The 13986-nt window shown below is 64.5% G+C and carries 13 protein-coding genes; 10 read left to right on the top strand and 3 right to left on the bottom strand.

What is annotated here, in order from left to right:
- Nucleotides 1–196: 196 nt before the first annotated feature.
- The 5 genes from NU1_RS21085 to NU1_RS21100 all read left to right on the top strand — a co-directional run bounded on the left by NU1_RS21085 (nucleotide 197) and on the right by NU1_RS21100 (nucleotide 4618).
- Nucleotides 197–796, top strand: coding sequence for an MspA family porin (locus NU1_RS21085; protein WP_245720225.1), 600 nt, complete (start codon nucleotides 197–199; stop codon nucleotides 794–796).
- Between the two features lie 71 nt (nucleotides 797–867).
- On the top strand, nucleotides 868–1167 hold the full coding sequence (locus NU1_RS21090) for a hypothetical protein (protein WP_067523511.1): 300 nt from the start codon (nucleotides 868–870) through the stop codon (nucleotides 1165–1167).
- On the top strand, nucleotides 1164–3407 hold the full coding sequence (locus NU1_RS42820) for a polymorphic toxin type 30 domain-containing protein (protein ID WP_067523512.1): 2244 nt from the start codon (nucleotides 1164–1166) through the stop codon (nucleotides 3405–3407). Before NU1_RS21090 ends, NU1_RS42820 begins: the two co-directional genes overlap by 4 nt.
- A 1-nt stretch (nucleotide 3408) precedes the next feature.
- Nucleotides 3409–3747 carry a hypothetical protein gene (locus NU1_RS41600; RefSeq protein ID WP_157552672.1) on the top strand — a complete coding sequence of 113 codons (339 nt, stop codon included), beginning with the start codon at nucleotides 3409–3411 and terminating at the stop codon, nucleotides 3745–3747.
- Nucleotides 3748–4273: 526 nt separating this feature from the next.
- A complete protein-coding gene (locus NU1_RS21100) occupies nucleotides 4274–4618 on the top strand; it encodes an Imm8 family immunity protein (RefSeq protein ID WP_067523513.1) in 345 nt (114 codons plus the stop codon).
- Nucleotides 4619–4744: 126 nt separating this feature from the next.
- Here the strand turns inward: NU1_RS21100 and NU1_RS21105 are convergent, their stop codons facing one another.
- Together NU1_RS21105 and NU1_RS21110 are read right to left on the bottom strand one after the other, a co-directional pair.
- Complete coding sequence (locus NU1_RS21105) at nucleotides 4745–5536, bottom strand: ESX secretion-associated protein EspG (RefSeq protein WP_067523514.1); 792 nt, start codon at nucleotides 5534–5536, stop codon at nucleotides 4745–4747.
- The gene (locus NU1_RS21110) at nucleotides 5533–7404 is read right to left on the bottom strand and encodes a hypothetical protein (protein ID WP_157552675.1); all 1872 of its coding nucleotides are present in this window, start codon (nucleotides 7402–7404) and stop codon (nucleotides 5533–5535) included. The genes NU1_RS21105 and NU1_RS21110 overlap by 4 nt, the downstream gene beginning before the upstream one ends.
- A 185-nt stretch (nucleotides 7405–7589) precedes the next feature.
- On the opposite strand from NU1_RS21110, the gene NU1_RS21115 reads away from it, so the two are divergent.
- The 5 genes from NU1_RS21115 (at nucleotide 7590) to NU1_RS21135 (ending at nucleotide 13348) form a co-directional block, all read left to right on the top strand.
- Nucleotides 7590–7937, top strand: a complete 348-nt coding sequence (locus NU1_RS21115; protein ID WP_157552678.1) for a type VII secretion target — start codon at nucleotides 7590–7592, stop codon at nucleotides 7935–7937.
- A gap of 197 nt (nucleotides 7938–8134) precedes the next feature.
- Entirely contained in the window at nucleotides 8135–10465 is a 2331-nt protein-coding gene (locus NU1_RS21120; protein WP_157552682.1) for a TPR repeat domain-containing protein, read from the top strand.
- A gap of 185 nt (nucleotides 10466–10650) precedes the next feature.
- Nucleotides 10651–11271, top strand: a complete 621-nt coding sequence (locus NU1_RS21125) for a hypothetical protein (protein ID WP_067523518.1) — start codon at nucleotides 10651–10653, stop codon at nucleotides 11269–11271.
- 304 nt (nucleotides 11272–11575) lie between these two features.
- Complete coding sequence (locus tag NU1_RS21130; protein WP_157552685.1) at nucleotides 11576–12223, top strand: hypothetical protein; 648 nt, start codon at nucleotides 11576–11578, stop codon at nucleotides 12221–12223.
- Between the two features lie 132 nt (nucleotides 12224–12355).
- Nucleotides 12356–13348, top strand: coding sequence for an alpha/beta fold hydrolase (locus NU1_RS21135; RefSeq protein ID WP_157552688.1), 993 nt, complete (start codon nucleotides 12356–12358; stop codon nucleotides 13346–13348).
- A gap of 97 nt (nucleotides 13349–13445) precedes the next feature.
- On the opposite strand, the gene NU1_RS21140 is transcribed toward NU1_RS21135, so the two are convergent.
- Nucleotides 13446–13802 (bottom strand): hypothetical protein, encoded by a 357-nt coding sequence (locus NU1_RS21140; RefSeq protein WP_067523521.1) that lies wholly within the window; start codon nucleotides 13800–13802, stop codon nucleotides 13446–13448.
- Nucleotides 13803–13986 lie beyond the last annotated feature (184 nt).

The raw sequence follows: 13986 nt of genomic DNA on the forward strand, positions 1-13986 counted from the left end.
TTCACGTGCCGAAACGATGGAAGGTGACCGCCACCTCATTGCAGGCAGGTGAGTGATCGGCACCTCATCGCCTGGTCCTGGATATCGCGCACATGCCACCCTTGCGTCAGTTTGCTGAATGTTTACTGAGTGTGGAGGGGATCTGGTGGGAACGATTCGATCAACGTTCGGGGGTGCTGCTTGTGCGCTGGCCACGATGTTGCTTGCTGGTGTGTGGGTGGCCGGATCGGCGGGTGCCGACGCGATAGCCGACAAGTACCGTCAGACCGTCACCGACGACGGCTGGACCCTGGCGGTGACCAAGACGGGCGAGGCTCTGGATCGATGGCCCGCGCTGTCGAGTTCACCGGTCAGTCGTGAGGGCTTCGTCAGCCTCAAGGCAGTCGCGGAGGTTACCGGCACCGGTGGCCAGCCGATCACCGCGGGCACGGTGACGCTGGGCTATCAGATCGGTTGCGCCGTGGACGTATCCAACGGAGTCACCCTTGGGTTGGGGTTCTCGATCGGCCCCAACGCCAGCGTCACCATCTCCCAGTTCCCCGGCGTGACGATCGGTGGGCAGGCGTCGGTGAATCCGAACATCTCCACCACCCTCAAGCCCGGCGCCATCGCCACCATCGCGTTCGGATCGAAACCCCTTGCCGCGTCGCGGGGTTCGATCACCGCCGAGCAGGTCGAGATCAAGGTCGACGCGTGTGCCGGCCCTGTGACAATCCGGTCGTTCGCGACCGCCGCGATCTCGACCCCGACCGCGGACAACACCATCTCCGTCTACGGCGATCCCATCTGGCTCTGACCCCGTTCCGCCGCGTGCGAGCCCGCCAGACGGCCGATGCGCCGCAGACGCTCAGGAAGAGAGAACCCTCGATGACCGACACCACCCCCGAGATCACCGACCGCGCCCCGTCCCGCGCCCCGTCCCGCGCCGCGGCGGGACCGCAACCGCTCAACCCCACCGCCGTCGCCGGCGGTGCGCTGGCACTGGGGCTGCTATTGCTGATCGTGGCGTTCGCGAACCTGAACCGGATGCCGGGCTGGGCCGACGATTACGGCGCGATTCTGGTGTATCTGGCGTTCTTCCTCTACATGTCGATCGCCGGACGGCTCACCTGGTGGGGCATCGACACCGTGCGCGAGCAGGCCGCCGACCGTAGCAGCCGCCGATGAGCCCCCGACTCGCCCGCGCCGCCGCGCTGGCCCTGGCCACCGCCGCCACCGGCCTGGGTGTCGCGTTCGCAGGCGCACCGACCGCCACCGCGCAGGGCTACGTGCCGTGCGCGGAGTGGCAGGCCATGCACCCGGGTTGGCCGTGCATCGACACCCCGCAACCGCCACCGGGCGGCCCGCCGACGGTCTCCACCCCGCCGCCGCTGCCATCGCAGACCCCGGGTCTGCCCAGCCAGCCCGGCGGCGGTTGCGGGATCGGCGCGGGCGCACTCACTCCGCCGCCCATCGCGCCCGGCAACGGCACCCCGATCGTTCCGGTCCCCGGCGCCGAGACCCCGGCCCTGCCGGGGAACCAGGCTCCGGCCGCGCCGGTACCGGGAACCATTGCGCCACAGACGGTCCCGGCAGAACCTCCACAAACAGCCGATGTCCCGCCACCGCCCGCCGCCGCAACAGACATCCCGGCGCCGGCTGCGACGATGCCACCTCCCGCCGCGCCGACCAGCTCGGCCCTGGCCGCGAGGGAGGGCGACAACTCGACGTCGGTCCCCAGCGGCGGTACCGATGGCCGGATCCCGTTGCTGCTGGTGGCTGGTGCCGCGGCGTTTCTCGCACCCGCTTTTCGCTCGCGCGGCGGCACGCCGTCGTCGCAGCAGGTGACCATCACCAAGCCATGGGACGGTGGCGAGCAGACCTTCATTCTCATGACCGACCCGTCCGCACCGCGCGAATACCGCTTCCCACAAGAGGTTCCGCCCGACGGGCAGCTCCGCGAGAACCCCGACGGCTCGGTGGATGTCCTCGACGCCACCGGAAGCGTGGTCTCGCATACGAAGCCGCCGTGGGCCTATGACGCCCTCGGCCGCCCGGTACGCACCTGGTACGAGGTCGAAGGCGACACCATCGTCCAACACATCGAACCCGACGCCGACAACGTCTTCCCCATCCTGGCCGACCCCGACACCGTGCCCAACTGCGCCATCGACGACACCGGCACCGCCACCATCGACACCGGCAACGGCGCTCCCAGCACCTACCCCGCCAGCAACACCCCCAGCGGCACAGACTCCCAAGCCGCGTTGCTTGGTGCCATGACCCAAACCGGTCCCACCCCACCACAACTCCAGCCCGGCGGCCCCCAAACACCGAACACGACCGGGCAGTCGCCGAACGTGTCGTCTGCACCGACCATCGATGACAACGCCGCCGTGCTCGGCGCGCTCACTCAAACTCAGATCGACCAGGACTCGGTCACCGTCGGCAATGTCACCGTCACCGATACCGAGGTGACCGCGCCGAGCGGGCAGACCTTCACCGGGACGAGCGAGAGCTTCGCACTCGGCAACGGCGCCGCTCAGCAGTTCAACTACGACTCCGACGGCAACCTGACCTCGGTCATCCTGGCCGGTTCCGACAGTGCCAACCGATACTTCACCCCCGCCCGCAACCCGGACGGGACACTTCGGCCCGGCGAGTTCACCTACACCGACGAATCCGGCCGTGAGCAGTTCCTCACCATCCGGTTCGACGACCAGGGCCGCCCCGAATGGGTGATCGACGAAGCCACCTACACCAGCACGCAATACGGTGATCTGGACGGCGTCTACAACGTGACAGAATCTCTCACCGCCGACGAAGGTCGAGCCATCGACGACGCTCGTCTTGTCTTCGACATCGCACTCGGCGTCACCGGCCTCCCCGAACTCGGGTACACCGCAGGACGCGTAGTCGGCGGCCAACTGTTCACTCGCGGACTCGCCGAACGCGGGGGCGCAGCACTCGGCACCGACATGATGGCCGGTGAACTCTCGATATCGGGCCGAGGAGGGGCCGCCAGCGCCTCAGGAGGAACATCAAACGCGACGCGCAGCGGAGCCACTGGAGCTACTCAAAGATCGACTGACCCCCTGGCTGCCGTTCCTGAGGGCGCTTCCGTGCGTACGCTAAGACCCGACCCGAACGGTGGAGCTCAGGTCGGCGTGGAATTCAAGTGGCTCAACGAGAACGGCCAAACCGTGCGACTACGCGCTCACGGCCCTGATGGAACCGCGCCGCCGGGCTCCAACGCAGCCTCTGGACCGACGTACCGCATCCAGATTGGCGGCCGATACTTGGACGCAGAAGGAGCCCTCTACCCTCGAGGCGTTCACAATCCCAACAGTCCAAACTATGATCCTGCGGCCGCGAATTCCACGCACATACCGTGGCCCAGCGACATTCCACTCCCATGGAAGGAATGAGATGAGTATCGAGGCAAGAGCAATCCTGACCCTGGTCAGCAACTTGGCAGGCGGATCAGCCACTGCTCGTGCAACGGCGAGCGATGAAGTGACCGATTGGACCGGGTCGTTTACCCCGCAACAAGCAAACGTCTTGACGAGCCTTCTACTGTGGCTCGCGAGCGTGGAATCCGACCCGACGGCGCTCGAAGCGGAATTGCACGCCGCTGCCGAACTTGTCGAGAACTGTTCCATAGATCCGACTGTTATCAACGATGTCCATTTGTTGAACCCCGAGACCCTACCCGCTCCGCTACATGAGTATCGCGACTTCCTGCTGTCAGAGGTACCCAGCCAATGAGGCCCACGCGTAGACAGTGACTACCTACTGTCACTGGTATCGCCACTCGCAGTCGTCCCTTCTCCCTCAAACTGTGGTGAGACCGGATCCATCATCTAAAGAGTGGTGAAGATGTACCACGGGGCACAGCTGGCGGGTTCGGCGGCGACGCCATCTCCGTAATATCTGATGATGGAGAACAGCGGGAGTTGGGCCTGTGCCGAGCTAGCGGGCGCACACCGCCAGACCCAACCCCACCGATACCACCGTGTCGTCTCCCGCGTCGCGGTAGCATCTGACAGCCGCCGAAGTCCCTGAAGCGTTACCGCTTCACGACGCGGTCGGAAATCGTTAGACGAGCAGGTGAGCGACAATCCTATTCTGGCCGACGATGACCGAACACTGCTCACTCAGGGCGGACTTCGGCAACATCGACCACCAAGCTTCAAACCGAAACTTGGTATCGATCAGTCGAACTTCCGGTGGCGCAACTGCCCGAGTAGGGAATGGCAAGAAACGGCCAGCTTGTGATTATGGAGGGTTGGGAATGAAGGCGTTGGTAAAGCACTTTCACAGTCCCGACGTCGATCCTCCGACCGGCATTGTGGATGACGATGCCGTTCTGATCGATTTCTTTGCGGGACCGGCTGATTCGCCAGGCGCAGAATCATTCTCCGTGTTGGTCTGCACCCCTCGTTGGGTAACCAGTGAGCTGGTACAGGGACAGGTCGTAGATGGCCGTCATCGCCTCTTCGTCGAGCGCATCGATTTGGATGCCGTCCAGCGACACATCCGTGAGTATGTTGCGCAGCTCGACGAACCGACTTGGATCGAACTCACCGACAAGATCGGAAGGCTGGGCAAGTGGGAGTTCGAAGACTATCGCGAATAGAAGTCGAGGTCGCGCTGCTTCGGCAGAACCTGAACCGCCCGGTCGTGAAGATGGCGACCGCGCTAGCGGCCTTCGGGATCGGCTAGTCGGGCACATGCTCGAGCGGTACCTCGAATGGGCCGTCGTTCATGCTCGTCGTTCATCCTTGATCGCGCGGATGACATCGGCGACACACATGTTGATCATCGACGCGAATTTTTGGGTGTCAGCGCCGACTGCTTTCCACGGTGCCGCGTGCCGAATCGCGTACCGGCCGTGGTCGGGCAGGTCCCGCCATTCCAGGCGGTGGCGGGCGATACCGCGTGGACCGAAGACCGAGTTACCTTGTACGACATCGATGGTGCCCATCCTCGTGGGCAGTACCCGGAAGAACCGTTTCGATCGCACGCTGACCAAGTTGCTGAACTCGGCGGCGGTGGGTGACTGCTCGATGAAATGATCGACGTCGTCGCTACCGGAACCCGGTGCCGCGAGCGGGATTTCGTCCTGAGTGGCCGGCGGTGTATCCGGAAGGGCGGCGACGACGGCAGCGGCCAGTCCGATCGGGTCGCAGGCGGAGATGGTGAAACTGCCACTGTCGTGCGGGGTTTCGCCGGGTAGCTGCCGCACCAGGTATCCGTGGCTGCCGGCGCGGGTGGCGAGCAGGCGAAGGCTTCCTTGCTCGCCACCGGAATCCTGTGTGTCCCAGCCGTTCACGGTGATCCGCAGGTCGGGTCGCGCGATTGAGGTCAGTACATGGTCGAACGCACCGCCCAAGGTGGCGTCCAGTCGCTCGCTGGTTTCGCGTTTCTCGCGCAGGTAGTCGTAGTACAAGGGGATCGCGCTGGTGACGGTGAACGGTGGCGGGAGCAGTTCGCCGGTTAGGTTCTCCCACAATACGACGAATTCGAGATCGGTGAACGTCCAGGTGCGGGTCATGAGTCGGCGACCGGCCTCACGACCTTCGGAGCGGTGCCGTAGGCCTCGAGGATGTGCTCGGTGGAGTCCAGATACTTCGCGCGTTCATGCTGTTTGGCTTGGTTTTGTCCCGCCGCTGCCGCTCCGGCACCGGGTGACATCGGCCCCATCGACCCCGGCGCGGTGGAGGTGGAGCCGGTGGCCAGACCCGCCCGTGTCGAGGTCGTGGGCGAATCCCCCTCGGGGGCTGTCGCTCTGGGAAACGATTGCGGCGAGACGGCGGTCGTCCGCAACTCCGGGGTCGTCGATGTCGGTGAGGTCGGGGTTCCGCCGGTCCCGGTGGGGATGCCTGCCCGAGGCTTCGCATCCAGCGTCGTTGTCGGCGGGGTGGTGACCGGGGCCTCGTTGGTGACCTGTTCGGTGGTCTGCTGTGTCGCCGTCTCGATGCCCTGCTGCACCGTCTGCACGACCTGTTGCGCGATCTGCTGTGCGGCCGCGATACCTTGCTGCGCAACCTGAGTGCCCTGCTGGATGAGCGTCTGAGCGATCTGCTGCGCGGCTGTGAGCGCCTGCTGTTCCGACGTCTGCTGCTGTGTATTCTGTGGCTGCTGCGTGGTTTTCGGTGTTTCGGTTGTTGCGGGTGTCTCGGGTTGTGTTGTCGGGGAAGGTGTCTCGGTAGGGGTGGTGCCCGAGGGTTGGGGGGTGTCCCGAATGACCGGCGTGGTCGTCGGTTGCGCACTGGGTGTGGCGAGGGTGACCAGGGTCGTGTTGTAGCCGATCAGGCCTGTGCAGTAGTGGATCTCGCAGGCCTGCTGGTAGGTGCTCAGCGGAGCTAACGCGGTCGCCTTGCCGTCGAGCATGTAGGCCTGTGGATTGCTGGGCAGCGCGGGGTCGTCTGGTAGCGGTGGCATGGCGGATTTGGTTTTCTCCAACCAGTTCGCGATGGTCGCTAGCCGGGCGCCGACGGCGGTGACCGTGGTGGCCAGGGCGGTGCCGTCGTCGGTGCGGGCTCGGACCGCGCGGCGCGCCATCTCCGCGGACTGCCCGACCCATCCGGACTGGATCGAATACTCCGTCCCCTGACCACCCTCACCGAGTGCGGTGCGGGTGAACTCATCGACTCCGGTCTGAATCTCGGTGGCCATCCATTGCCAGAACGTCGCCACCGCGGTCACCGACGCGTGGTTGATGCTGACACCCAGGTCGTAGAGCGGCTTCCACTTCTTGGCGTACGGATTCTCCGGGTCCACTGCGCGCCCGTCGTCGGGCTTCGTGTAGTTGCCGATGACGGTTCCCGGGCTCATGCCGAGCAGTGCCGCTGCCGTGGGGTCGATGACCAGAGGGTTGATGTTTTGCCCGGATGCGGGAACATCCAGGCTCGGGCGGGTTCGGTAGGAATCGCCGATCGCACCGGAAATGGTGAGCCCTTCGAAGGCTTGCGCGGAGTCCGATTCGGCGTCGCCGAAGACGCGGGCGGCGGCCTTGAACGTGTCGGCCATGTTCCCCAGCAATGCGATGTGGGTGGTGAGGATAGTGGCCAATTCACCTGCCAGGGTGGAGTATTCGTCGGCGAGTTCCGTCCCGGAGGGGAAGTCGGCCTGTGGACCCGCGAACGGTGGCAGGCTCGCGACATCGCTGGTGCTCTGCTTTACGGCGAGCAGGCGACTGACGAGGGTGTCGCATGCCTTGAGCCCGATGGCCGCCGCAGCCGGATCGAATTGCACAGTGCCTTGGGCGATCTCGCCCTGGACATCGCCGAACGAGGGAGTTTCTTCGCCGGCCACCACTGTCTCCGCCCTACCCCGATCCCCACTGCGCGCCACCGTCGCGATGCGGTCCGACGGTATCACCGCCGCCGACACCGGACGATCCGTGGCGTCGGCCAGCATGGCCCGAGAGTCGACCGCTGGCAGGGAGATCCACGCCCGGTTCTGCGACCAGAATGATGCTGTCGAGTGCACGACCTCGTCGCCGGTTCCGCGCAAAAACAGTGTGCCACCAGCGGATCCATCGCTGGGTCCGATGAGTCGGCGAGCGAGGTGGACACGTGTTTCTGATATTGTCGCCGCGACGTATGAGCAAGGGGGCGATGATGAAGGTATCGGCAGAGGAACTGCGTCAAGCAGCGACAACCTTCGATGGTCTGGTCGAGACGATCAATACGTTACCGACGATCGAATCGACTGATGGCCCACTGGGCGGGTTGACCCGGTCTGCATTGATGCAGGGCTCGCAGACCGCGCCGGAACTCGACCGCATCGAGTCGGTCCGGACCGCCGCGATGAAGACCGTCGCCGACCGGTATACACAGTTCGCGAGCCTGCTGCGGGTATCGGCGGACACCTACACCACGACCGATACCGACGCGGCGGCGTGGTTCTACGCGCTCGGTGACTTCAACAGCGGGGAGAAGCCCGCATGAGTGAGCCCTCGGTGCCATCGGTGAGCCAGGTCATGAGTTGGAATGTCGACCTTGCCTCGATCGCCACGAAAGCAGACCAGATCGCCCAGGGCTTGTCGGATTCGGCCGCCGCCATGGACCGCACCATCGATGGCATGAACTGGTCCGGCGAAGGCCGCCAGGGCGCGGACTACCGCTCCGATCGCGAACGCGCGCAGATGGGTCTGCTCGCCGACCAGTGGACCAACCTCGCCACTGTCAGCCGCGCCCGCCAGAACTCGCTCGGCGGAATGGTGTCGAACGCGATAACCAATGTGACGGCCGTGCGCGGTGACGGATTCGATGTCGCCGAGGACTGGTCGGTCACCGATCGCTACAACTATCCCAAGGCGTTCGCGGCGATCACCGACGATTCGGAGCTCAGCCAGTCCTACCGGGACCAACTCACTCAGTTGCAGACCAGCCGAGGCGAGGACGCGAAGAACAATACGGTGCTGCTGCAACGGCTGGCCCGCGACCTCGGTATCGAGGACGCGGCGACCTCCACCGATATCCGTAACACCCTCAACGCCATCGAACAACTGTCTCCGGCCTCGACGACCGAACTCACCCCCGGCGCGGCCGAACAGGATGGCAAGGCCATCGCCGACGGGACCGCCACCAACGAAGAGATCGCGCGGATCACCGAGCGGCTGGCCAAGACTGGACTCACCCCGGACCAGCTGCAGGATCTCGAAGACGGCAAGACCGTGGACCTGCCGCCCGGCGAGCTGGCCTACCTGCAAGCGTTCTACGGCTACGCGGGCAAGGACGGGCTCCTCGGACTGTCCGAGCAACTGGAAGCGGACGGTTCCCCCGAGGCGCACGCCCTGCAAAACTATCTCGCCAATGGGATCCTGACCCTGTCCCAGGAGAAGATCGTCACCCGGGACAAGGATGGCAATATTCTCGACCGCGGCGGGATGGACAAGCTCGATCCCGAAATTCAGGAACTCATCCAGACGCGGCCGTCCTTCCGCGGCGACAACCTCCCCGATGCAACAACCCCTGGGCTTGGTGCGGACTACCAAGAAGGCGGTAAGGCCGAGTGGGTCACCGACGTGAAGCAGTTCGGCAATCTGCTCTCCAACTCCAGCATCGGTTACGACCCGGGTACCAAATTGGGAGTTGAGCTGACCCGCCAAGGCGCGAATCTGGCAGGCCTCGCCGACCACGGCGAAATCACCTCCCTCGGAGACGACACCATCACTCAGTACCTCGATGTCGGATCCCGCAACGAGGACTCCAATTACGCACTGCTCACAGGAAAGGGCACCGACGAGATCCCCGGCAATGGCGATCTAGGGATCTCCGCTGAGGAACTCCTCGGCGTTGGCTATCAGCGTGAGAACGTGATGACGCCGCTGATGACGCACGAATGGCAGGATGACGGCACCCGGTTCGGGGAGGGCATGTTCGGGTGGATCCCCGAAGACGCGAAAGTCCTGGACGGTCAAGACCCTTCGGTGGCGAATCTGCGCGCCGGGGAATCGGCCTACGCGCTCTCGCAGATACTTTCCGGCGACGAGTACAAGAAGTGGCTCGACACCGGTGTCCGCAGCGGTGAGGACCAATCCCTGGGGCAGATCAATCCGAAGCTCACACAGGAGATGGCGGAAGCGTTAGCCCCCTACGCCGGCAATCTGGTCGGCCTGCCCGACGACTACGCGAACAACGCCGGGTTCGGCGATCTTGGTGGGCCCGTCGAAGCGGTGCGGTTGCTGTCGGTGCTCGACGGCGACGACACGGCCAGCACCATCATCAACGGGGCATTGCTGTCGGAGTCCATGCGCATCAACGAGATGTATGCCTCGATGGATACGTCAGGGCAGGAGGTGAGCCCGAAATTGATGGGCGAGTACGCCAGCCGACTCACGTGGGCTGTCGAACAAGGTATCGATACCGAGCTGGCTGAGCGTGAGACCGACAAGGGCGACCGGGCAACCAAGCTGAACGCCGCCTATACCGCTGCACAGATCGGTCTTGGTGGAATCAGCCCCGGAGCAGCCGCCGCCATGGCGCTGACGGCATTTCCGCAAGCCGAAATCGTCGACACGCTGGCGGGAGGAGAGCAGCAACCTCACGAAGCGAAATACTTCGAGGGCATCGGCAACGTCAACACCGTGTACAACCCAACCACCGACGGCACCGATTCACACCGCAATTACGCGTTCCTGCAATCGCTCGTTCAGCAAGGCACGATCGACGTCAACACCCTGGACCCGACACTCACCCAGGAACTGCAGGGCGAGAAGGTCCTAGTGTCCTATACCGACTACCAAGACCGACTTAAGGTCATGCCTGGCCAGCAACTAACGTCGTCGACGACGTTGCTGACCGATGCGCTCACGGCAGCGGGGTTGAACGATGCGAACGCCGAGTCCTACTTGGCCGCTGCTACCAATCAATTCCAAAGGGAGAAGTACAGCGACGTGATCGCCGAAGGGATCGAGGGCACCGACGCACCGAAGAGGGACGGCAACACATGGGTTCTCCCCACGCGGAAATGAAAATAAACATGGGCCTGCGAACCGCAACCACAGTGGCGGCCGCGATCCTAACGGTCGCAGTATCAGTGACCGGATGCGGCGACGGCAGTACCAACCGCTCGAATCCCTCACCCGCCCCGGTAAGCCCGTGCGCACCGGATGGTTCGGGAACATACCGCCCACCACTGCAGGTCTGCGACGCCACCATGGTGTGGTCAGCCGAACCCGGCATCGACCTTTACTCCAGCGAAGCGACGCTGGTCCGCGCCACCGACGAAGCCGACCTCATCGCCCTCTACGTCGGGCTCGACCACAGCTATCCCGGATACGCAGCCGCTCTGGCGGACCCGAACAGAGCCAAACGCTACGAAGCGGGTGAGGTCCGCCGGACGGTCGTCGGCACCTTGCTCACCCACGTTCAGCAGATTGACCCCACCTCAGACGGTTTCCGTGCCGAGTACTGCACCCTGATCAACGAATCCGCCAGCACCAGCCCCGGGGACAACCGGTGGATCGGGGCCATGAACCGCGGGGACTCCATAGCTGCCGAGTTCACCCGCACCAGTACCACATCCGAAGCACCCGATACGGCGACTCCGTATGCCCCAGCCCCGGATCGCTTACATTGGCAGGCACCGACTTACAACGTGTTCGACGGCTGGACCGTCACATTCGGGACCGGTGAGGACCCCGCGGCACGAGCACGGTGCGACGCGTGGGCGCTGAGCCTGTACCCCAACGCACCCGAGCGGGGAGATCCGATACTTCTCCAAGCCCCGCCGGCGCCCCAGCCCGCATACCCGGGCTGGCCAGCCCCAGCGGTCTGATCCCATGAGCACCATATCCCCTCGAATAATCATGTCCAGCCCACAGTTTCAAGATGAGCGGGAAAGACGATGAGTTCGCTGAATCTCCCACCCGAGCTCCGGGCGATGTTGAATACGCCACTGGACGAACCCACGACCACGCCGGAGCCAGAGACTTCATCGCCCGGCACAGGCAGCGGGCAAGGTGTCGACCCCAGTTGGGCGGGCGAAATGAGTTACGAGGAGCGGACGTTCCGGGCGGAGAACTCCCGCATTGCCGCAGAACCACCCTGGTGACGATGAGCGGAGTGGTGGAGGGCAGCCAATGACGGTGCGCAGGGGCGCGGTCCGCGCAGGTATCCGTCGGATGGTCGTGGCCGCATCGGTGGCTGCGATGCTGCTGGGCAGCAGTGCCTGCGGCAGTTCGGCCGACAGCGATGCCGCACCGGGCGAGCCGAATCCGACCTCGGCAGTCGCCGAGACGCCATCGGGTACCGATCCGTCGCCGACGGTGGTGGATGTGGCGAACGACGAGTGTCTTCTCACTGTGTCGGAGGTTGAGTCGTTGGTCGGGGTGAATGTCGAGGACGGACACAACGTCACGGCCACGCTGCCCGATGGCACCGATACTCGCAGCTGCGAATATCGCAGCACGCTCGACGCCAGGCTCTCGGACCTGGTGCAGATCGATGTCCGCCCTCGCCCACACCAAGAGCTTCCCCTCGATATCGTCATTGCCCTGCATTCGGCTCCCGGCAAGCATTCGATCCCGGGCATAGCCCCGGAAGTGTTCGCTGACGACAGTGGCTGGGGGATACAGATATTCACCGACGCCTACAAGGTCGATGTCACGGTCGACGAATTCGCCGCTGCCCGCATCGACCAACACACGTCTGCGTCGGTCACTAGACCGACAGATGATCATTGGGCCACCGCGGCCCGACAGATCGTCACCAGATTGCCCGCTCAGTGAGCCGTGCAGCTCGGTGGAATCACACGGCCGGGTAGATGTTTCCACCGGGAACTGCATCGCACTCGTGGAATCTCAGCGCCGCGCGATCCGTCAGCCTGGAGTAGGTTCTGGTCGTTCGTGCAGGTAGGCCGGTTGGCCGCAATTGGTGTGCGGGAAGTGCCTAAAACAGGACAGCGTCAGTCATTTCGGAGTGCTCGAGGTTCGCTGGCTTCTAATCTTCGAGGCGTGATGACTCCGACACCATGGACGATGACGTGGCAGGGTGCGACGGTGGGCGGGATGGAGTGCGGTGACCGGGACGGTTATCCGGTGCTGGCATTTCACGGCGCGCCAGGCTCGCACGTGGAGGGTGTTGCTTTCGCCGACGCGCCGGCGGCGGAGGTGGGTGTACGGCTGATCGCGATCGATCGCCCCGGGATGGGAATGTCGACACTGTCTGCGCGCGAGCGGATTGTCGACTTCGCCGACACCGCGGCGGCGGTAGCCGACCGGTTCCAAGTGGACCGGTTCGCGGTGCTCGGCGCGTCCGCGGGTGGTCCGTTCGCGCTGGCGAGCGCGTACCGGTTACCGGACCGTGTCAGCAAAGCGGTGGTGGTGAGCTCGGTGGCCCCGTTCGACGATCCAGCAGCGATGAAAGGTGCTGGTGGAGTGAAACCCGCTGGCGGGCTACTCATCTTGCGGCGGTTTCCATGGCTGGCGCGTCCGGCGGCGGCACGGATGGCGCAGATCGTGCGCAAGCCGCGCGGATTGGACGCCATGATCGCGCGGATGTCTGCGACCGATCGTGCGCGGATCGCCGGGGATGATCGGCTGCGCGATCAGCTCGGCGAGAACATCAATACCGCGTTCGCCACGGGCAGTCGGGGGGTGGCGCTGGATTTCCAACTGTTGTTCGCGCGGCCGTGGGGGTTCGACCCCGCCAACATCACTGTGCCCGTGGATGTGTGGCACGGTGACGCCGACGGAAACGTACCGGTGGAAGACGGTCGACGGCTGGCCAGGTCGATCCCCGATGCCACGTTCGAGGAAGTGGCGGGCGCCGGTCATTTGCTGTTCGTCGATCACGCGGCCACCATTCTGCGATCGATCCGCGAAGACAGCTCCACGGTTCGGAAGGCGGACTAGATCACCGAGCGAAGCGCTTGCACCGGGCATCGTCGCCCACTTCACGGCGGGACGGGTCCCACTGCGATGCTGCGGCAGCAGCGGCCACCGTCGACGTTCATCGTGAGAGATCCAGAGGCGCGGCACTGTTCGGCTGTTGGGTTCGGTTCGGCGCTGTGGCCGACTTGATGACGCGGCCGAGTTCGGCGACGGACCTGCCGGTGAGATCGGCGATGGCCGAGAGCCGCTCCCCGCGGTCGCGCCACTGCCGCAGGTGGACTCCCTGCTGGTGTCGTAGTGCGGAGATCGTGTGACGATAGGTCTGGCCGGCCTCGCCGATCTGCTGTTCGAGCAGCAGGAAGGCGACAAGATCGGCCTCATTGGCCTTCTCCCGCGCAATGCGTTCCTGACGGTGCGCGGCGAGCGCTTGGTGGGCTCGCTGCCGGGCCGATACGACGGACTTCTTTGATGCCATGGTGTCGTCTCCCTTCCTCGAAGGTATTGATTTCGTCCTTTCGGTCTGGTGAAACCGCGGATCGAGTATGCGGCCGAGATTTTTCGACCGTCCGGCGGTGGAATGAGCTACCAGGCTATTACTGTTCTGCTTATCTCGCCATGATCGCCCATTCGAGTACATGCCATCTTGATTTCTGCCCGTT

The organism is Nocardia uniformis NBRC 13702 (assembly GCF_001613345.1).
GTDB classification, from domain to species: Bacteria; Actinomycetota; Actinomycetes; order Mycobacteriales; family Mycobacteriaceae; genus Nocardia; species Nocardia uniformis.

What these genes read in the sequence shown, in the direction of transcription:
- NU1_RS21115 (WP_157552678.1), top strand. Translation starts at nt 7,590, where the DNA reads ATGAGCAAGGGGGCGATGATGAAGGTATCGGCAGAGGAACTGCGTCAA.
- NU1_RS21105 (WP_067523514.1), bottom strand. Translation starts at nt 5,536, where the DNA reads ATGACCCGCACCTGGACGTTCACCGATCTCGAATTCGTCGTATTGTGG.
- NU1_RS21120 (WP_157552682.1), top strand. Translation starts at nt 8,135, where the DNA reads ATGGGTCTGCTCGCCGACCAGTGGACCAACCTCGCCACTGTCAGCCGC.
- NU1_RS42820 (WP_067523512.1), top strand. Translation starts at nt 1,164, where the DNA reads ATGAGCCCCCGACTCGCCCGCGCCGCCGCGCTGGCCCTGGCCACCGCC.
- NU1_RS21130 (WP_157552685.1), top strand. Translation starts at nt 11,576, where the DNA reads ATGACGGTGCGCAGGGGCGCGGTCCGCGCAGGTATCCGTCGGATGGTC.
- NU1_RS21140 (WP_067523521.1), bottom strand. Translation starts at nt 13,802, where the DNA reads ATGGCATCAAAGAAGTCCGTCGTATCGGCCCGGCAGCGAGCCCACCAA.
- NU1_RS41600 (WP_157552672.1), top strand. Translation starts at nt 3,409, where the DNA reads ATGAGTATCGAGGCAAGAGCAATCCTGACCCTGGTCAGCAACTTGGCA.
- NU1_RS21110 (WP_157552675.1), bottom strand. Translation starts at nt 7,404, where the DNA reads ATGCTGGCCGACGCCACGGATCGTCCGGTGTCGGCGGCGGTGATACCG.
- NU1_RS21100 (WP_067523513.1), top strand. Translation starts at nt 4,274, where the DNA reads ATGAAGGCGTTGGTAAAGCACTTTCACAGTCCCGACGTCGATCCTCCG.
- NU1_RS21085 (WP_245720225.1), top strand. Translation starts at nt 197, where the DNA reads ATGTTGCTTGCTGGTGTGTGGGTGGCCGGATCGGCGGGTGCCGACGCG.
- NU1_RS21125 (WP_067523518.1), top strand. Translation starts at nt 10,651, where the DNA reads ATGGTGTGGTCAGCCGAACCCGGCATCGACCTTTACTCCAGCGAAGCG.
- NU1_RS21090 (WP_067523511.1), top strand. Translation starts at nt 868, where the DNA reads ATGACCGACACCACCCCCGAGATCACCGACCGCGCCCCGTCCCGCGCC.